Origin of the sequence: Thermus sp. NMX2.A1, from assembly GCF_000511705.1 — a bacterium.
Taxonomy (GTDB): domain Bacteria; phylum Deinococcota; class Deinococci; order Deinococcales; family Thermaceae; genus Thermus; species Thermus scotoductus.
Genome location: NZ_ATNI01000119.1, coordinates 1 through 17918, shown reverse-complemented (window position 1 = coordinate 17918; position 17918 = coordinate 1). Strand labels below are relative to the sequence as shown.

The window sequence follows — 17918 nt, the reverse complement described above, 5'->3', positions numbered from 1 at the left end:
CCAGCAGACTATGGGCACTCGGGGTTTCCCCTGAAAGCTGGCCCGGAGCCTCAGCAAGGAGGAAGGGGGGCGGAAGAGGGTATAGTCTTTCACCGGGGGAAACGGGGTTCTACATAAGCCTCGGCTTATAGTAGGGCTCCCTGGCTCCGCTTGTGCCCTCCTTCACGGGGGCGTACCCTGGAGGCAACATGACCGAGACCAAGGATCTCACCCGCCTTTCGGTGAACGCCATACGGTTTTTGGCCATGGATGCCGTGGAAAAGGCCAAAAGCGGCCACCCCGGCATGCCCATGGCCATGGCTCCCCTGGCCTATCTTCTGTATCGGGAGGTCATGCGCCACAATCCCCTGGACCCGAACTGGCCGGATCGCGACCGCTTTGTCCTTTCCGCAGGGCATGGGTCCATGCTTCTTTACGCCATCCTCCACCTCACGGGCTATAACCTTCCCCTCGAGGAGCTCAAGCGCTTTCGCCAGTGGGGCTCCAAGACCCCGGGCCACCCCGAGTACGGCCACACCCCAGGGGTGGAGGTGACCACCGGCCCCCTGGGCCAGGGTATATCCACCGCCGTGGGCATGGCCCTGGCGGAGAAGAAGTTGGCTGCGGAGTTCAACCGCCCGGGCTACGAGGTGGTGAACCACTACACCTACGTGCTGGCCTCGGATGGGGACCTGATGGAGGGGGTTTCCGGGGAGGCCAGCTCCTTGGCAGGCCACTGGAGGCTTTCCAAGCTCATCGTGTTTTGGGATAACAACCACATCTCCATTGACGGCTCCACCGACCTGGCCTTCACCGAGGATGTCCTGGCGCGCTACCGGGCCTATGGATGGCACACCCTCAGGGTGGAGGATGCCAACGACCTCGAGGCTCTCCGCCACGCCATCCGCCTGGCCCAGTTGGACGAAAGGCCCTCCCTCATCGCCGTACGGAGCCACATCGGCTACGGCTCCCCCAAGCAGGACTCCCACAAGGCCCACGGGGAGCCCTTGGGTCCGGAGGCGGTGGAGGCCACCCGCCAAAACCTGGGCTGGCCCTACCCGCCCTTTGAAGTGCCCGAGGAAGTCTACCGGCACATGGACATGCGGGAAAAGGGAAGGGCTTGGCAGGAAGCCTGGGAACAACTCATGGAGGCCTATGCCCGGGCCTATCCCGACCTGCACCAGGAGCTTCTGCGCCGCTTAAAGGGCGACCTTCCCTCCCTTCCCGAGGAACCCCCAGCCTTTGACAAGCCCGTGGCCACCCGGGCAGCCAGCGGTAAGGCTCTGGATGCCATCGCCCCCAGGATGCCCGAGCTTCTTGGAGGGAGTGCCGACCTCACTCCCTCCAACAACACCCAGGCCCAGGGCATGGCGGACTTCTCCCCCCAAAACCCCACCGGGCGCTATATCCACTACGGGGTGCGGGAGCATGGGATGGGGGCCATTCTGAACGGCTTGAACCTGCACGGGGGCTACCGGGCCTACGGAGGCACCTTCCTGGTCTTCTCCGATTACATGCGCCCGGCCATCCGCCTGGCGGCCCTCATGGGCACCCCCACGGTCTTCGTCTTCACCCACGACACCATCGCCCTGGGGGAGGATGGCCCCACCCACCAGCCCGTGGAGCACCTCATGAGCCTGAGGGCCATGCCCAACCTCTGGGTCATCCGTCCCGCCGACGCCTACGAGACCTTCTACGCCTGGCAGGTGGCCTTAAAGCGCAAGGAGGGTCCCACGGCCCTCATCCTCACCCGGCAGGCAGTTCCCCTTCTTTCCCCGGAAAAGGCCAAGGGAGCCCTAAAGGGAGGCTACATCCTCGAGGATGCGGAGAATCCTGAGGGGATCCTGGTGGCCACGGGTAGCGAGGTGCACCTGGCCTTGAAGGCCAGGGCCCTTTTGGTGGAGAAGGGCCGCCGGGTGCGGGTGGTGAGCCTGCCTTCCTTTGAACTCTTTGCCGCCCAGCCGGAGGAGTATAGGCGGGAGGTGCTTCCCCCGGACCTCCCCACCGTGGCGGTGGAGGCAGGGGCTACCCTGGGCTGGGAGCGGTACGCCCACAAGGTGGTGGGTCTGGACCGCTTCGGCGCCAGCGCCCCTTACCCTGAGGTCTACGAGAAGCTGGGCTTCACCCCGGAAAGGGTGGCGGGGGCCTTGGAAGAACTCCTATGAGGTTTAGGGTGGATCCCTTGCCCCTTCCCGGCACCTACCGGGGCACGGCCATCGTGGTGGATGTGATCCGGGCCACCACCACCGCGGGCTTGTACTTAAGGGCGGGGGCCAAGGCTTTGATCCTGGCCCCAGGGGTGGAGGCGGCCCGGGCCTTGCGCCAGGAGGGGGAAATCCTGGCCGGGGAGGTGGGAGGGCTTCCCCCGGAGGGGTTTGACCTGGGCAACTCCCCCCGGGAGGTGGAAAGGGTGGCGGGGAAGGCCGTGGCCATGGCCACCACCAACGGCACCCGGGCCGCCCATGCCGCCCTGGGAGCCAGGCACATCCTTCTCGGTTCCTTGCAAAATGCCCGGGCGGTGGCGGAGAAAGCCAGGGAAACAGGGGAGGAGGTGCACCTGGTCTGCGCGGGGAAGGAGGGCCAGATGGCCTTGGACGATCTCTATACTGCCGGGGTCATCGGAAAGCGCCTGAAGGCCCTGGGGTTTTCCCCGGAAGGGGAGATGGCCCATCTGGCCCTTTTCCTGGCGGAGAATCCTTCGTTCCCTGTCCTTTCCAGCAGCGAGGCCGCCAAGGCCCTGGTGGGGGTGGGTTTGGGGGAGGATGTGGCCGAGTGCGCCCGGGTGGACGTCCATGGGGTTGTCCCGCGCTTCTTGGGGATGCGGGGTGAGGGCATGGTCTTTGGAGCTTAGGGGGAGGGATGCTGGCCACCTTGCGGGAGGTTCTGCCGGAGAAGGGCCGGGCGGTGGGGGCCTTTGACGTGGTGGGCCTGGAGTGGGCGGAGGCCATCCTGGAGGGAGCGGAAACCCTGGGCCTTCCCGTCATCCTCAGTGTGGCTCCCCATTTGGGGGGGCCGCCTTTAAGGGCCCTGGCACCTGGGCTTAGGGTTTTGGCGGAAGAGGCCAGGGTCCCCGTGGCCCTGCACCTGGACCACGGGGAAAACCTGAGGGAGGTGGTGGAAGCCTTAAGGTTCGGGTTTACCAGCGTGATGCTGGATGGAAGCCACCTGCCCCTCGAGGAGAACATCCACCTGACCCGCCTGGCGGTGGAGGTGGCCCGGGCCTACGGGGCCACGGTGGAAGGGGAGGTGGGGGCGGTGCCGGGAGGCTACGGGGGGGAGGTTTCCCAGGAACCGGTGGCCTACACGGATCCCGTGGAGGCCAGGCGCTACCTGGAGGAAACCGGGGTGGATGCTTTGGCGGTAAGCATCGGCACCCGCCACGGCCTGCACAAGGGGCCGGTGCGCTTGAACCTGCCCCTTTTGGAGGAGCTGGGCCAGCTTCCCGTGCCCCTGGTCCTCCACGGGGCCTCGGGGTTGAGCCCGGAGGAGTACCGGGCCTTGGTGGCGAGGGGGATTCGCAAGATCAACCTGTATGCGGATCTGGCCCTCGAGGCGGCCTCGGTTCTGAAGAAGGTGGAGGCGGAAGACTACCTCAGCTTGATGGCGGCCATGACGGAAGGCCTCAAGGACTTGGCCATGGCCCGGATGCGCCTATGGTGGGGAAGCTGAAGGCCCTTCTTTGGGATTTGGACGGCACCCTGGCGGAAACCGAGGAACTCCACCGGGAGGCCTTCAACCGGGCCTTCGCCCACTTTGGCCTTCCCCTTTACTGGGACCAGGAAACCTACGCCCGCCTGCTTTGGACCACCGGGGGGAAGGAGCGCCTGAAGCGGGCCCTGGAGGAAACCCCCGGGGCGCCCGGGCTTTCCTGGGAGGAGATCGCCGAGGTCCACCGGTACAAGACGGACCTTTACCTGAGGCTTCTGCGGGAGGAAGGGGTTGCCTTGCGGCCAGGGGTTCGCCGGGTTCTTGCGGAAGCCCGGGAGGCGGGGGTGGCCCTCGCCCTTTGCACCACCACCAGCCCGGAAAACGCCGAGGCCTTTCTGGAAGGCACGGGTCTATTGGGCTGGTTTTCCCTGGTTTTGGCCGGGGATGTGGTGGCCAGGAAGAAGCCGGATCCCGGCATCTACCTCCTGGCCCAGGAGCGCCTGGGCCTGGCCCCGGAGGAGGGGGTGGTGGTGGAGGATTCCCGCAATGGCCTCCTGAGCGCCCTGGGGGCGGGTTTCCCCGTGCTCATCACCCCAAGCCTTTACACCCTGGACCAGGACTACCAAGAAGCCCGCGCCCTTCTTCCCCACCTGGGGGAGCCCGGGAACCCTGCCCCTGTGCTCCAGGGGCCAAGGGCCGGGGAGAGGGTGGTGGTGGACCTTTCCTACCTGGAGGAGGTGAGAGGATGGTGGAGCACCTGATCGTGTTCAACGCCGAGGTAAGCCCCGAGGAGGTGCGGGAGATGGTCAGGAAGGCCGAGGAGGTTCTGCTACAGATTCCCGGGGTCTGTGGTCTCCGATACGGGGAGGCCCTTTCCGAAGAGGCCCGCTACCGCTACTGGCTTTCCGTCCTCTTTGAGGGGCCGGAGGTGGTTTCCTTCTACCGGGACCATCCCCTGCACGTGGAGTTCGCCAACCGGGTGTTCCGCCCCATGGCCAAGGACCGGATCACCACCGACTACCTGGTGATGACGGAGGTGTTATGCGGCAGCTGACCCACCGGGAGGCGGAGGCCAAGGCGCTGAAGATTCTGGTGGATGGGCTGGGGGAGGGTTTGGTCCTCGAGGGGGAGGGAGGATACTACGGCCTCTACTACTTCTACAGCTGGTACGGGCGCAAGGCCCCGGACCCGGACGAAACCCCGGACTGGGTGGAAGGACCCAAGGCTTCCCCTGAGGAGTTCCTGGATCCTTACGACCAGGCCCGTTGGCTGGAGGACAATGGTTATACCCTCTTCATCAACGAGTCCAAGTAGGAGGTGCGCATGGACTACTCAGAAATGCCCTACCAGGAGGCGAGGAAGCAGGCGGTGAAGGTGCTGGAGGACGGGTATGGGGATGCGGTGGTTCTCAAGGATGCCCATGGGTACTGGGTCCTTTACTACCTTTACGGTTTCCAGACCCCACCCCCGGAGGCCCCGCCTCACTGGATGGAAGGTCCTTTCCCAGGGGAGGAAGGGATCCGCTCCCCCTACGAGATGCAGAAGTTTTTGGAGGAACAGGGGGATTTCACCTACCTCAACGATGTAGACTAAAGCGGTGAAGCGGGACGCTTACAGGGTTCTCCAGATAACGGAAACGGTCATCTACCTCTTCGCTGGCTTTCTCATCGCCGGCGGGGCGGCGGTGCTGCTTCTTTCCACCTTGGTGGAGGGGATGCACCACTTGATGAGGGGGGACTACGGGGAGGTGGCCCTGGGCCTTTTGGACCGCGTGCTTCTCGCGTTGATGTTGGCGGAAATCCTCTACACCCTGCTGCGCTTCGCCAAGGAAGGGACCCTCGAGGCCACTCCCTTTCTGGTCATCGGGCTCATCGCCGCCATCCGCCGCATCCTGGTGCTGACCGCAGAGGCGGTGGACAAGTTTGACCTGGCAGATCCCGCCTTCATGGGGGTTCTGGCCGAGCTTGGGCTTCTTTCCCTCATGGTGGTGGCCCTGGCCCTAGCCATGCGCCTCACTAGGAGCGAAGCAGGGAGATGAGGGTCCGGGCTGCCGGATTGGCCACGTTCTTGGGGTGCACCAGCCAGAAGTAGCGGCGGATCTCCCCCACGGGCGCAGCCAGCCTTAAGGCCCGGAGGTTCCCCACCTTCAGGTTGGGCTGGACCACCACCCGGCTTACGATCCCGACCCCAGCTCCCGCCAGCACCAGGCGCTTGGTGACCTCGTTGTTGTCGGTGTAGAAGGTGGGGTTCAGCTCCAAGCCCGCCTGCTCAAAAGCCCTTTCCAAGGCCCGCCAGGTCATGGAGCCGGGCTTGCGCACGATGAGGGTTTCCTCCTTTAACCACTCGGGGGGGATGGTTTCCCGCCCGGCCCAGGGGTGGTCGGGGGGCACGATGAGGACCAGCTCGTCCTCGTAAAAGAGGTGGCGCTCGTAGCCTTCCCAGTGCTCCACACCCTCCAGCACAGCGAACTCCACTTCCCCTATGAGCAGGCGCTCCGCCAGGCGCTCGGAAGAGCCGCTTTCCACGTGCACCCTTACTCCGGGATGGGCGTCGTGGAAGTTCTTCAGGAAAAGGGGAAGCACGTAGGTGGCCATGGTGGTGGCGGCTCCCAGGGTAACCTCCCCCAGTTCCAGCCGGCCCATGGCCTGGGAAACCCGCTGGAACTCCTCCAGGGCCTGCACCACCCGCCTTGCCTCGGGCAGAAGGGCCTGCCCTACCCGGGAAAGCACCAGGTGCCGCCCCTGGCGTTCAAAGAGGGGATGCCCCACCTGCTCCTCCAAAGCCCTCAGGTACTGGCTCACCGCCGGCTGGGTAATGCCCAGGGCCAGGGCTGCCCGGCCCACTCCTCCTTCCTCCACCACCGTGACGAAGACCCGTAATGCGGCGGGGTTGGGCAGTTTAGCGTTTCTAGATATGAGCATGGGCTTATGGTATGCCCGAAAACATATGATTGCAATAATAAAACCCCCCCTCTAAGGTAAGCGCATGGCTATGCCCACGCGCAACCTGGGCCTGGACCTGATGCGGGCCACGGAGGCGGCTGCTTTGGCCTCCGCCCGCTATGTGGGCCGGGGGGATAAGGAAGGGGGCGACCGGGCGGCGGTGGAGGCCATGCGCCTTCTCCTCAACAGCCTGGATTTCCGCGGCCGGGTGGTGATCGGGGAAGGGGAGAAGGATAAGGCCCCCATGCTCTATAACGGGGAGGTTCTGGGCCAGGGGGAAGGTCCCCTCTGGGACTTAGCCGTGGACCCGGTGGAGGGCACGAGGCTTCTCGCCCTGGGCCGCCCGGGGGCCATCAGCGTGATCGCCGCTGCCCCGGAAGGCACTCTTTTCAACCCGGGTCCGGCCTTCTATGCCGCCAAGCTGGTGGTGGGGCCCGAGGCCAAGGAGGCCATAGATCTAAAGGCCTCTGTGGCCGACAACCTGAAGGAGATCGCCCGCGCCCTGAAGAAGGAGGTTCGGGAGCTCACGGTGTTCGTCCTGGACAAACCCCGGCACCAGCGCCTGATTGAGGAGATCCGCCTGGCGGGGGCTCGCATCAGCCTGCAGACCGATGGGGATGTGGGCGGGGCCTTGGCTGCCGTTTTGCCCGACACGGGCATTGATGTCCTCATGGGCACCGGGGGCACCCCGGAAGGCGTGATCGCCGCGGTGGCGGTGCGGGCTTTGGGGGGTGGGATGCAGATGCGCCTGGACCCGCAAAGCGAGGAGGAGCGCTGGAACGTGGTGCATGCCGGGTATGACCTGGACCGGGTGTACACCTTGGACGAACTTTGCTCGGCCGAGGACACCCACTTCGCCGCCACCGGCATCACTGACGGCCCCTTCCTGAGGGGCGTGCGCTACGGGGAAAGCCGGGCTTGGACGGAAAGCCTGGTGATCCGCGGGGCCACCCGCACCCTGAGGAAGGTGGAAGCCTGGCACCAGCTTGAAAAGCTTCGGGGCATCAGCCCCGTGGCCTACTAGGAGGGAAGCATGACGGATAAAAAAGCCATCTACAAGAAGGGCGGGGTGGTGGAGTACAAACAGATGGGCTACTGGCAGCCCGACTACGAGCCCAAGGAAACGGACACCATTGCCCTATTCCGGGTGACTCCCCAGCCAGGGATTGAGCCCGAGGAGGCGGCGGCGGCGGTGGCCGGGGAATCCTCCACCGCCACCTGGACGGTGGTCTGGACCGACCGCCTGACCAGCCTGGACCGCTACCAGGCCAAGGCCTTCCGGGTGGAGCCCGTGCCGGGGAACCCCGAGCAATTCTTCGCCTGGATCGCCTACGACCTGGCGCTTTTTGAGGAGGGGTCCATCGCCAACATGACCTCCTCCATCATCGGGAACGTGTTCGGCTTCAAGGCGCTTAAGGCGTTGCGCCTCGAGGACCTCCGCGTTCCCGTGGCCTACCTCAAGACCTTCAAGGGTGCTCCCCACGGGATTCCCGTGGAGCGGGACATGCTGAACAAGTACGGCCGCCCGCTCCTCGGGGCCACGGTGAAGCCCAAGCTGGGCCTCTCGGGGAGGAACTACGGCCGGGTGGTCTACGAGGCGTTGGCGGGAGGCCTTGACTTCACCAAGGACGACGAGAACATCAACTCCCAGCCCTTCATGCGCTGGCGGGACCGCTTCCTCTACGCCCAGGAAGCGGTGATGAAGGCGGAGCAGGTCACGGGGGAGCGCAAGGGCCACTACATGAACGTGACCGCCGCCACCATGGAGGATGTCTACGAGCGCCTGGAGTTCGCCAAGGAAATCGGCTCCATCATCGTCATGGTGGACCTCACCATGGGCTACACCGCCTTGCAGTCCGTTTCCAACTGGTGCCACAGAAACGGCATGATCCTCCACCTCCACCGGGCCAGCCACGCCACCTTCACCCGCCAGAAGAACCACGGCATCAACTTCCGGGTCTTGGCCAAGTGGATGCGGATGCTGGGAGTGGACCATATCCATGCCGGCACCGCCGTGGGCAAGCTGGAAGGCGACCCCAACCTGGTGCGGGGCTACTACGACATCCTCCGGGAGCAGTACGTGAAGGCGGATCCCGTGAAGGGCATCTACTTTGACCAGGACTGGGCCTACCTGCCTGCGGTGATGCCCGTGGCCTCCGGTGGAATCCATGCCGGGCAGATGCACCTCCTCCTCTCCCTCTTCGGGGACGATGTGGTGCTTCAGTTCGGCGGGGGCACCATCGGCCACCCCATGGGCATCCAGGCGGGTGCCACCGCCAACCGTGTGGCCCTCGAGGCCATGGTGAAGGCTCGCAACGAGGGCCGGGACATTTTGGCGGAAGGCCCCGAGATCCTCAAGAAGGCGGCCCAGCACTCCCCGGCTTTGGCGGCGGCCCTGGACACCTGGGGCAGCGTGACCTTTGACTTTGCCTCCACCGACACCCCGGATGTCCTGCCCACCCCCAGCAACTAACGAGGAAAGGAGCGTGTGAAAATGCGGATTACCCAAGGTACCTTCTCCTATCTGCCGGACCTGACGGACGAGGAGATCCGGGCCCAGATCGAGTACATCATCCGAAACGGTTGGGCGGTTTCCATCGAGTACACCGACGACCCCAGCCCCTACAACGTGTACTGGAACATGTGGGGCCTGCCCATGTTTGACCTGGAGGATGCGGCGGCGGCCATGTACGAGTTCCAGAAGTGCCGCGAGGCCTTCCCCAACCACTACATCAAGATCAACGGCTACGACCCCTCCCCCATGTGGCAGGCGCAAAGGGTCTCCTTCATCGCCCACCGGCCCAAGAAGGAACCTGGTTTCCGCCTGCACCGGCAGCTTTGGAGCGATGGGCGCAGGCTCAAGTACACCCTCGAGGCCTACGCCACCATGAGGCCGGAAGGCGAGCGTTACCAGGAGTAGTCCGAAGGGTCTGGGGGTCCCGGCCGTGCCCGGGGCCCCTTAGCTAAATCAAGGAGGGTTATGCAGGAAACCCAAGGCCAAAACCTGGCGGTGGTCAAGAACCCCGAGATCGAGGCGGTGCTGGAAACCCTGGAGCGGGAGCTGGTGGGTCTTAGGCCAGTTAAGCAGAGGATCCGGGAGATCGCCGCCTACCTCTCCGTGGACAAGCTCCGCCGGGAGCTGGGGCTTACCGCCGATCGCCCCACCCTGCACATGGCCTTTGTGGGCCCCCCGGGCACGGGCAAGACCACGGTGGCCTTGAGGATGGCCACCATCCTGCACAAGCTGGGCTACATCCGCCGCGACCACCTGGTGGTGGCGAGCCGCGATGACCTGGTGGGCCAGTACATCGGCCACACCGCCCCCAAGACCAAGGAGGTCCTGAAGCGGGCCATGGGGGGCGTTCTCTTCATCGACGAGGCCTACAGCCTCTACCGGGCGGAAAACGAGCGGGACTACGGCCAGGAAACCATCGAGATCCTTCTGCAGGTCATGGAGAACCAGCGGGAAGACCTGGTGGTGATTCTGGCGGGCTACAAGGACCGCATGGAGGAGTTCTTCGCCTTGAACCCGGGGATGCGCTCCCGCATCGCCCACCACATTGAGTTTCCCCCCTATAGCGCCGAGGAGCTCTTCCAGATCGGCAAGCTCATGCTGGAAAAGCAGGGCTACCGCTTCACCGAGGAGGCGGAAAAGGCCTTTTTGGAGTATCTGGAACGCCGCATGCGCCTTCCCAACTTCGCCTACGCCCGGAGCGTGCGCAACGCCCTGGACCGCTTCAAGCTCAGGCAGGCTTACCGGCTTTACCAGAAGGCGGGGCCGGTGACCTCAGAGGAACTCATGACCATCACCGCCGACGACATCTACGCCAGCTCGGTTTTTAGGGAGGAGGAAAAGGAGGAGGAAGATGCCCCATAGGCCTTTCATGTTAGGGATTGCCGGAGACTCCGGGGCGGGGAAGACCACCATCTCTGCGGGGATCGCCCGGCTCTTGGGGGTGGAGCGCACCACGAACATCTGCGTGGACGACTACCACAAGTACGACCGCAAGCAGCGCAAGGAGCTGGGCATCACCCCCTTGAACCCGGAGTGCAACTACATGGACATCATGGAGCAGCACGTGAGGCTTCTTTCCGAGGGGGAACCCATCCTGAAGCCGGTGTACAACCACTCCACGGGTACCTTTGACCCGCCGGTATACATTCCTGCCCCCCGGGCGGTGGAAGAGGAGGGTAGGCTTATCCCCCGGGTGGTGATCCTGGAAGGGCTCCTTACCCTTTTTTCCCCGGCCTTGAGGAGCCGCTACCACCTCACCGTCTACCTGGACCCCGAGGAGGAACTCAGGCGGGAGTGGAAGGTGAAGCGGGATGTGGCCAAGCGGGGCTACACCCCGGAGGAGGTCATCGCCGACATCGAAAGGCGCATGCCCGACTCCCGGGCCTTTATCTGGCCGCAGAAGGAGCATGCGGACATCATTGTGCGCTTCTACCGGCCAGCGGGCTACGATCCGGAAAACCCCAGCACCCTGAACGTGAGGATCACCCTCAAGCACACCCTGCCCCGCCTGGATCTTTCCGAGGTGCTCCACTCCGCCTACGAGGACGAGGCCCTGATCCGCCTGGAAACCCGGAAGGAGGCGGACATCCTGGACATCACGGGCAACGTGACCCCCGAGCAGGCCCAGGCCTTTGAGCGCATCATCTGGGACCATCTGGGCCACCATGCCGAGCACTTCGACCCCAGCCTGGTGGGCACCTTCTGGGATAAGGCGGGGCAGAGCTACCCCCTGGCCCTGACCCAGCTCATCATCGCCTACTATCTGGTTAAGATGCGGGAGCTGGCCATCGAGCGGGGGCACCTGCGGGTGGCCTAGGGGGAAAGGATGCTGAAGTTTGCGCCCTCCATCCTCACGGCGGACCTGGCGAGGCTGAAGGACCAGATCGAGGAAGCCGAGGCGGCAGGGGTGGACTGGATCCACCTGGACGTGATGGATGGGGTGTTCGTTCCCAACCTTACCTTCGGGCCCCTTCTGGTGGAGGCGGTGCGGCGGGTTACCTCCTTGCCCTTGGATGTGCACCTGATGATTGTGCAGCCCGAGCGGTACCTGGAGGACTTCGCCCGGGCGGGGGCCGACGTCATCACCGTGCACTTTGAGGCCACCCCGCACGCCCACCGGGCGGTGCAGAAGGTGAAGGAGCTGGGGAAGAAGGCGGGGCTTGCCATCAACCCCGCCACGCCCCTCGAGGCCTTTGAGCCCCTGTTGCCCGAGCTGGACCTGGCCCTCCTCATGAGCGTGAACCCGGGGTTTGGGGGGCAGAGGTATATTCCCACCTCCACGGGAAGGCTTCGCCGGCTCAAGGAGATGCGGGATAGGCTGAACCCCTCCTGCCTCATTGAGGTGGATGGGGGCGTGAACCGGGATACCGTGGCCGAGGTGTACCGGGCGGGTGCGGACGTGGCCGTGGCGGGAAGCGCTCTTTTCAACAGACGGCCCGTGGCTGATAACCTTAAGGAGCTAAAGGAGGTGCTTTATGCCCTTGGCGATAGGTAAAGAGGTTTTGGACAAGGCGCGGCGGGAAGGCTATGCGGTTCCCAGCTTCAACACCAACAACCTGGAGATTACCCAGGCCATCCTCGAGGTGGCCGACGAGCTAAGGGCCCCGGTCTTCATCCAGGTTTCCGACGGGGCCAGGAAGTACGCTGGGATGGAGAACCTGGCCAACCTGGTGAAGGACATGGCCAGCCGCACCAAGGTGCCCGTGGTCCTCCACCTGGACCACGGGGCCGACTTCAAGATGGTGATGCAGGCCCTGAGGGCGGGCTTCACCAGCGTGATGATCGACGCGAGCCACCATCCCTTTGAGGAGAACGTGGCCGAAACCAAGAAGGTGGTGGAGGCGGCCCATGCGGTGGGGGTGAGCGTGGAGGCGGAGCTGGGCCGGCTTCAGGGCATCGAGGACAACATCCAGGTGTCCGAGGCGGAGGCCTTCCTCACCGACCCCGATGAGGCGGAGCGCTTCGTGGCGGAAACGGGGATCGACTACCTGGCCATCGCCATCGGCACCAGCCACGGGGCCTACAAGGGGAAGGGCCGGCCCTACATCGACCACAAGCGCCTCGAGGAGATCAGCAAGCGGGTTTCCATCCCCCTGGTGCTCCACGGGGCGAGCGGGGTTCCCACCTGGCTTAAGGAGAAGCTCTTGGCCACGGGGGCCGAGCTCAAGGAGGCCACGGGCATCCACGACGAGGACATCAAAAAGGCCATTCCCAACGGCATCGCCAAGATCAACATCGACACCGACCTGCGCCTGGCCATGACCCTGGGAATCCGCGAGGTGGTGGTGGGGAACCCCAAGGAGTTCGACCCCCGCAAGATCATCGGGAAGGGCCGGGACTACCTCAAGCAGGTGATCCGGGAGAAGTTTGAGTTGATGGGGACCGTGGGCCGGGCCTAAGCCACCCCACCCTGGCTGTGCCAGGGTGGGGACCCCGGACCGCCAGGGACGCCAAAGGCAAAACCCCGCCCGTGTGGGCGGGGGTTTTTGGTCGGGGAGGCCGGATTTGAACCGACGACCACACGCACCCCAAGCGTGTGCGCTACCAGGCTGCGCTACTCCCCGGCGCGCAAAGGTTAGTCTAGTGCGCCGCCTCGTTCCCGTCAAGTAGACTTGAGGGCATGGAGATCAAGGACCTGAAGAGTCTGGTTCAGTACAACCCGGAAAAGATGGCGAAAATCCCCGTCTTTTTCTCGGACAAGATGTTTTTTGACCTCTACGCCCTTCTTCCGGGCCAGGCCCAGAAGGTGCACGCCCACGAGGGCTTCGATAAGGTGTACTACGTTCTGGAGGGCGAGGTGGTGGTGCGCATCGGGGATGAGGAGGCCCTTTTGGTCCCGGGGATGGCGGCTTTGGCCCGTTCAGGGGAGGCCCACGGGGTGCGGAACGAGTCGGCCAACCCCGCCCTTCTCCTGGTGGTGATGGCCCCAAGGCCCTAACCTTTCACAGGGTTTTCAAGGCCCTGGAGTAGCCTTATCCAGATGCTCCAAGCCCTGCCCGCGGACCTGGGGTTTTTGGCGGAGGTCCTCCGCCGCTACCCGGTGCGGGTCCTTTTCCGGGGGGAGGTCCTTCCCGAAGGGCCCTTGAGGGGGGAGAGGCTTTGGGAGGAGAGCGAGATCGCCCTCTACTGGGAGGGGCCACCCCCCTCGCAAGAGGTCAGGGAGGCGCTTCGGCTTCTCCTTAAGGTCTTCCGGGAGGTTTTGGAGCTTAGGGAGAGGGAACTGGCCCTCCTGAAGAGCCAGGAGGAGACCTCGAGGCTCCTTGGCCTTCTCCTCCACGAGATCAAAAACCCCCTCATGAGCGTTCTCGGGGCCCTCGAGCTCACCCTGGAGGTGGAGGGCCTGCCGGAGGAAGCCAAGGAGCTTCTTTCCATTGCCGAGAAGAGCGCCCGGCGCATCCAGGACCTCCTCAACAAGGCCCGGGAGTACCTGCGCCTGGGCCAGGGGGTTCGGCTGAAAAGCGAGCGGGTGGACCTGAAGGCCCTCCTTCTGCAGGTGGCGGAGGAGATGCGCCCCCTGGCCCGAAGGAAGGGCATCGCCCTGCGCCTGATCCTGCCCAAGCGGGAGGCCTGGGTCTACGGGGACCGGGAGTGGCTGTACCAGGCGGTGCTCAACGTGGTTAACAACGCCATCAAGTACACCCCGGAAGGGGGGCGGGTGGCGGTGCGCCTTCTGGTGGGCCCGGAGCAGTACGGCATTGCGGTTTCCGACACGGGCCCCGGCATCCCCAAGGAGGAGCAGGAAAGGGTCTTTGAACCCTTCTACCGGGCCTCCACCCGGGGGGAGGTGGAGGGGACGGGGCTTGGGCTTGCCCTGGTGAAGCGGGTCCTCGAGGCCCATGGGGGCGAGGTGCGCCTGAGAAGCCGTCTCGGCCAGGGAAGCACCTTCCTTCTCCTCTTGCCCAGGCCCCGCCCGGGCCAGAGGGCCCCGGTGGGAAGGCTTCTTCTCCTCATGGTGGCCCTGATCGCCTTGGCCCGCCTGCCCATCTTCCCTGCTCCCTTGGGTTCCAAGGCCTTCGGGGAGGTGCCGGCGGGGGAGGTGGTGCGGCTTCCCGGGCTGGAGCTGGCCTTTAGCCCCGAGGCTAAAGGGGAAGCCCGGCGCTGGCGGAGCCTTTGGGGTGGGGGGAATAGGGTGCAGGTGAGCCTGGAAGGAGGAGGGGTGGAGGCCGTGCGGGACAAACCCCTGCCCCTGGTCCTTTCCACTCCGGAGGGCCAGGTGCGGCCCACCGGGACCCACCTCCGTCTTTCCCGGGAAGGCGGGGCCCGGCTTTCCCTGTACCGGGGGAAGGTGGCCTTGGGGCAGGAGACGCTTCCTGCCGGGGAAGGGGCGGTCTTGGGCAAGGGGGTGAGGCGGAAGCTTCTTGCTGCTCCCGTGGTGCGCCCGGTGCCGGGTCCTGAGGGGGAGGTGGTCTTCCGCCTCCTGGGCCCTGAGGGGACCCGGGCCTTCCGGGTGGAGGTGCGGAGCGGGGAGGCGGTGGTCCTTTCCGCCAAGGTGGAGGGCAACCTGTTCCGCTACCTGCCCCAAGCGGACCGCCTGAGCCAGGTGCGGGCCATGGCCTTGGATGAAGTGGGCCTCGAGGGCTACCCCTCGGACCCCGTGCCCTTCCGGGAGCGGAGAAGCTTCTACGAGGGCAGGAAGCGGCTTCCCCAGGACCCAGCCGGAGCGGAAGCCTTCTTGCGCCGGGCGGTGTCCGCTTTCCCGGACGATGCGGAGGCCTTGGGCGAGCTGGCCTTCGCCCTTTACCTGCAGGGCCGCCACGGGGAGGCCAAGCCCCTTTACGAGAAGGCCCTGGCCCTCCTGGACAGCCCCGACATCCGGGTCCGCTACGCCAGGCTTCTTTACCACATGAAGCGCTACGGGGAGGCGGAGGCCAGCTACCGCCTGGTGCTGGCCGGGGACCCGGGAAACCTGGATGCCCGCTGGGGGCTTGCCGAGGTGGTCCTGGCCCTGGGGCGGGCCAAAGAGGCGGAGCTCCTTGCCCGGCAGGTCCTGGCGATGGAGCCTTCTTACCCCCTGGCGCGGTTTACCTTGGCCAAGGCCTTGTTGGAGCAGGGCAGAAGGGAGGAGGCCAAGGTTCTTTTGCGGGAGGAGCTCCGTCTCCGTCCCCATCCCGAGGTAGCCGAACTCCTAAACCGCGTCCTGGGTACCCCGTAGTTTTTCACTGGGCCTTCACACCCTTCGGTTAGCTTAATGCGGGATGAGGCCCGTGCTGGTGGTTGAGGACGACGTTACCGTGGCCAAGCTGTTGAAAGTCGCCTTAACCCGGGCAGGGTACGAGGTTTTTATCGCTGGGGACTATGCTTCTGCCAGGGAGGCCCTGGGTAAGGATTGGGCTGCGGTGGTCCTGGATATCAACCTGCCTGGCGGCTCGGGCCTGGATCTTTTGCGCTACCTGCGAAGGGAGTTGAAGAGGAATACCCCCGTTTTGGTCCTTTCCGGCCTGAAGCAGGAGCGGAGCGTGGCCGAGGCCCAGGCCCTGGGAGCCCAGGAGTACCTCACCAAGCCCTTCAGCCCCGGGGAGCTCGTGAAGCGCTTGGAGCGCTATGTGGCGGCGCGGTGAGCGGCTTTATGCCCTCCTGGTGGTTCTGGTGGTGCTCCTGGAGGCCCTGGCCCTTGGGGGCCTGGTGGTGGCCTTCTCGGGGCGGATTTTTAACCTCCTCGGCTCGCCGGTGGCCTACCGGGCCCTGTTCCAGGCCCTGGTCCTTACGGGGCTGGCCCTCACTTCCCTTTCCGCTTACATCCTGCTCTACCACGCCTACACCGCCAGCAAGGAGCGTTTGGACCGCAAGGCTTACGAGGACTGGCTGGCCCGGTTCACCGAGGCCCTCTTTGCCGGGGAGGCTCCTCCACGCCCTCCTTGGCCCAGGCCCGCCCTGGAAGCCCTTTTGAACCTACGGGAGATACTCAAGGGGGAGTTTTCCGAACGGATAACGGAATGGCTTCGCCAGGCAAACCTCCCTTGGCCCCGCATCCTGAGGGCCCGCCTCACCTCCAGGCCCCTGCGGCTCGAGGCCCTCGAGGCCCTGGCCCAAGCCCGCTTACCCGAGACCCTGGAGGTTATTCTTCCCTACCTGGCCCACCCGGATCCTGTCCTGCGCTTGGCGGCGGCCCGGGCCGGGGCGCGGGTGGCCCAGGGGGATGGGGTCTTAGACTTGGCTAACGCCCTCTTGGAAGCCGCCTTGCCCCGTGGTGCTCTTTTGGAGGTACTCCTCCTTCTGGAGGACCGTGGGGGGCCGGTGGTGGAGTATTTCCTGACCCGAGGTGGACAGGAGGAGGTCTGGGCTGCCCTGGAGGCGGTGGGTAGGATGAAATTGTTTTCCTTGGCGGAGAAGGTTCTCGCCTTCTTGGACCACCCTGACCCGGAGCTGAGGGCTGCGGCCATGCGCGCCCTTTACCGCTTGCGGTACCTGCCCCAGGGGTACGAAGGGGTTTTGCTGGGTGCCCTGAAGGACCCAGAGGAGTTTTTGCGGGTGCATGCGGCCCGGCTTTTGGCCCTTTTGAACAACGAGCTGGCCCAGAGGGCTTTGTGGAAGGCGCTTGCCGATCCCTCCTTTTACGTTCGCCGGGCGGCCGCCGAGGGCCTTCTTCTGGCGAATAGAGACCTTCTCGTCCGGGCGGCGGAGGCGCATCCTGACCCCTACGGGAAGGCCATGGCCCAACAGGTTCTCAGAGAGGCGGCATGAGTGTGCTCATGGAGCTTTTGTTCCTTTATCAGCTCGTTGTCTTGTGGTATTTCGCTTTTCTCAACCTGTTTTATGCCTTGTTTGCCTTCTTTGGCTTAGGGATGGTGGCCCGTTATGCCCGGGAGCTTTCCGAGCTTTCCCTGAAGGATCTTTTGGAACGGGAGGCGTACCTGCCCGTCTCCATCCTGGTGCCCACCTATAACGAGGAGAAGACCATCGCCCACTCGGTGCGCTCCTTTTTGGGCCTGCACTACCCAGAGTTTGAGGTGATCGTGGTGGCGGATGGTCCCAAGGACCGCACCTTGGAGGTGCTGAAACAAGAGTTCCGCCTGGTGGAGGTGGAATGGGTCTACCGGCGGGCCCTTCCCACCAAGCCTGTCCGGGGCATCTACCGCTCTTTGGTCTATCCCAACCTCATTGTGGTGGATAAGGAAAACGGGGGTAAGGCTGACGCTTTGAACGCCGGGCTCAACCTGGCCCGCTACCCCCTTTTCTGCGCCGTGGATGCGGATAGCCTCTTGGATGCCCAGGCCCTCTTGCGGGCAAGCCGCCTCTTTTTGGAAGATGACCGCGTTTTGGCGGTGGGGGGGACCATAAGGCCCTTAAACGGTGCGGTGGTGCGGGAGGGGGTGGTGGAGATGCTGCGCCTTCCC

At 64.8% G+C, this 17918-nt stretch carries 21 protein-coding genes and 1 tRNA gene; 20 read left to right on the top strand and 2 right to left on the bottom strand.

The window, feature by feature from the left end:
- Positions 1–188 precede the first annotated feature (188 nt).
- Genes tkt through TNMX_RS11770 form a run of 8 tightly spaced genes read left to right on the top strand, consistent with a single transcriptional unit; the run spans position 189 to position 5665 of the window.
- Positions 189–2144 carry a transketolase gene (gene tkt / locus TNMX_RS11805; protein ID WP_038032500.1) on the top strand — a complete coding sequence of 652 codons (1956 nt, stop codon included), beginning with the start codon at positions 189–191 and terminating at the stop codon, positions 2142–2144.
- Positions 2141–2830 (top strand): 2-phosphosulfolactate phosphatase, encoded by a 690-nt coding sequence (locus TNMX_RS11800; protein ID WP_038032498.1) that lies wholly within the window; start codon positions 2141–2143, stop codon positions 2828–2830. The genes tkt and TNMX_RS11800 overlap by 4 nt, the downstream gene beginning before the upstream one ends.
- 8 nt (positions 2831–2838) lie before the next feature.
- Positions 2839–3648: a class II fructose-bisphosphate aldolase gene (locus tag TNMX_RS11795; RefSeq protein WP_038032497.1), complete on the top strand. Its 810-nt coding sequence runs from the start codon at positions 2839–2841 to the stop codon at positions 3646–3648.
- On the top strand, positions 3633–4388 hold the full coding sequence (locus TNMX_RS11790; RefSeq protein WP_038032495.1) for an HAD-IA family hydrolase: 756 nt from the start codon (positions 3633–3635) through the stop codon (positions 4386–4388). Before TNMX_RS11795 ends, TNMX_RS11790 begins: the two co-directional genes overlap by 16 nt.
- A complete protein-coding gene (locus tag TNMX_RS11785; protein WP_038032493.1) occupies positions 4373–4681 on the top strand; it encodes a Dabb family protein in 309 nt (102 codons plus the stop codon). Before TNMX_RS11790 ends, TNMX_RS11785 begins: the two co-directional genes overlap by 16 nt.
- The gene (locus tag TNMX_RS11780; RefSeq protein ID WP_038032491.1) at positions 4669–4941 is read left to right on the top strand and encodes a hypothetical protein; all 273 of its coding nucleotides are present in this window, start codon (positions 4669–4671) and stop codon (positions 4939–4941) included. Before TNMX_RS11785 ends, TNMX_RS11780 begins: the two co-directional genes overlap by 13 nt.
- A 9-nt stretch (positions 4942–4950) precedes the next feature.
- Positions 4951–5220, top strand: coding sequence for a hypothetical protein (locus TNMX_RS11775; protein ID WP_038032490.1), 270 nt, complete (start codon positions 4951–4953; stop codon positions 5218–5220).
- 4 nt (positions 5221–5224) lie between these two features.
- The gene (locus TNMX_RS11770; protein WP_038032488.1) at positions 5225–5665 is read left to right on the top strand and encodes a phosphate-starvation-inducible PsiE family protein; all 441 of its coding nucleotides are present in this window, start codon (positions 5225–5227) and stop codon (positions 5663–5665) included.
- Here TNMX_RS11770 and TNMX_RS11765 read toward each other — a convergent pair.
- Complete coding sequence (locus TNMX_RS11765; protein ID WP_038032486.1) at positions 5643–6548, bottom strand: LysR family transcriptional regulator; 906 nt, start codon at positions 6546–6548, stop codon at positions 5643–5645. The genes TNMX_RS11770 and TNMX_RS11765 overlap by 23 nt on opposite strands.
- A gap of 70 nt (positions 6549–6618) precedes the next feature.
- On the opposite strand from TNMX_RS11765, the gene glpX reads away from it, so the two are divergent.
- Genes glpX through fba form a run of 7 tightly spaced genes read left to right on the top strand, consistent with a single transcriptional unit; the run spans position 6619 to position 12983 of the window.
- Positions 6619–7593, top strand: a complete 975-nt coding sequence (gene glpX / locus TNMX_RS11760) for a class II fructose-bisphosphatase (protein ID WP_038032483.1) — start codon at positions 6619–6621, stop codon at positions 7591–7593.
- Between the two features lie 9 nt (positions 7594–7602).
- On the top strand, positions 7603–9042 hold the full coding sequence (locus TNMX_RS11755; protein ID WP_038032482.1) for a form I ribulose bisphosphate carboxylase large subunit: 1440 nt from the start codon (positions 7603–7605) through the stop codon (positions 9040–9042).
- A 21-nt stretch (positions 9043–9063) separates the two neighbouring features.
- Positions 9064–9489, top strand: coding sequence for a ribulose bisphosphate carboxylase small subunit (locus TNMX_RS11750; RefSeq protein WP_038032481.1), 426 nt, complete (start codon positions 9064–9066; stop codon positions 9487–9489).
- 60 nt (positions 9490–9549) lie between these two features.
- Positions 9550–10446 (top strand): CbbX protein, encoded by an 897-nt coding sequence (cbbX, locus tag TNMX_RS11745; protein WP_038032480.1) that lies wholly within the window; start codon positions 9550–9552, stop codon positions 10444–10446.
- Positions 10436–11401, top strand: a complete 966-nt coding sequence (locus TNMX_RS11740; protein WP_038032478.1) for a phosphoribulokinase — start codon at positions 10436–10438, stop codon at positions 11399–11401. The genes cbbX and TNMX_RS11740 overlap by 11 nt, the downstream gene beginning before the upstream one ends.
- Before the next feature lie 9 nt (positions 11402–11410).
- Positions 11411–12079 (top strand): ribulose-phosphate 3-epimerase, encoded by a 669-nt coding sequence (gene rpe / locus TNMX_RS11735; protein WP_019550319.1) that lies wholly within the window; start codon positions 11411–11413, stop codon positions 12077–12079.
- Positions 12060–12983, top strand: coding sequence for a class II fructose-1,6-bisphosphate aldolase (fba, locus tag TNMX_RS11730; protein WP_015717867.1), 924 nt, complete (start codon positions 12060–12062; stop codon positions 12981–12983). Before rpe ends, fba begins: the two co-directional genes overlap by 20 nt.
- A gap of 88 nt (positions 12984–13071) precedes the next feature.
- On the opposite strand, the gene TNMX_RS11725 is transcribed toward fba, so the two are convergent.
- A tRNA-Pro gene (locus TNMX_RS11725) sits at positions 13072–13148 on the bottom strand.
- A 56-nt stretch (positions 13149–13204) separates the two neighbouring features.
- Here TNMX_RS11725 and TNMX_RS11720 point away from each other — a divergent pair.
- The 5 genes from TNMX_RS11720 to TNMX_RS11700 form a co-directional block, all read left to right on the top strand.
- Complete coding sequence (locus tag TNMX_RS11720) at positions 13205–13522, top strand: cupin domain-containing protein (RefSeq protein WP_038032476.1); 318 nt, start codon at positions 13205–13207, stop codon at positions 13520–13522.
- A gap of 42 nt (positions 13523–13564) precedes the next feature.
- The gene (locus TNMX_RS11715; RefSeq protein ID WP_038032474.1) at positions 13565–15736 is read left to right on the top strand and encodes an ATP-binding protein; all 2172 of its coding nucleotides are present in this window, start codon (positions 13565–13567) and stop codon (positions 15734–15736) included.
- A gap of 43 nt (positions 15737–15779) precedes the next feature.
- Positions 15780–16142, top strand: a complete 363-nt coding sequence (locus TNMX_RS11710) for a response regulator transcription factor (protein ID WP_038032472.1) — start codon at positions 15780–15782, stop codon at positions 16140–16142.
- Positions 16126–17265 (top strand): HEAT repeat domain-containing protein, encoded by a 1140-nt coding sequence (locus tag TNMX_RS11705; protein WP_038032471.1) that lies wholly within the window; start codon positions 16126–16128, stop codon positions 17263–17265. Before TNMX_RS11710 ends, TNMX_RS11705 begins: the two co-directional genes overlap by 17 nt.
- A partial coding sequence (locus TNMX_RS11700; protein ID WP_038032524.1) for a glycosyltransferase family 2 protein occupies positions 17262–17918 on the top strand: 657 nt, incomplete at its 3' end. The genes TNMX_RS11705 and TNMX_RS11700, both read left to right, overlap by 4 nt.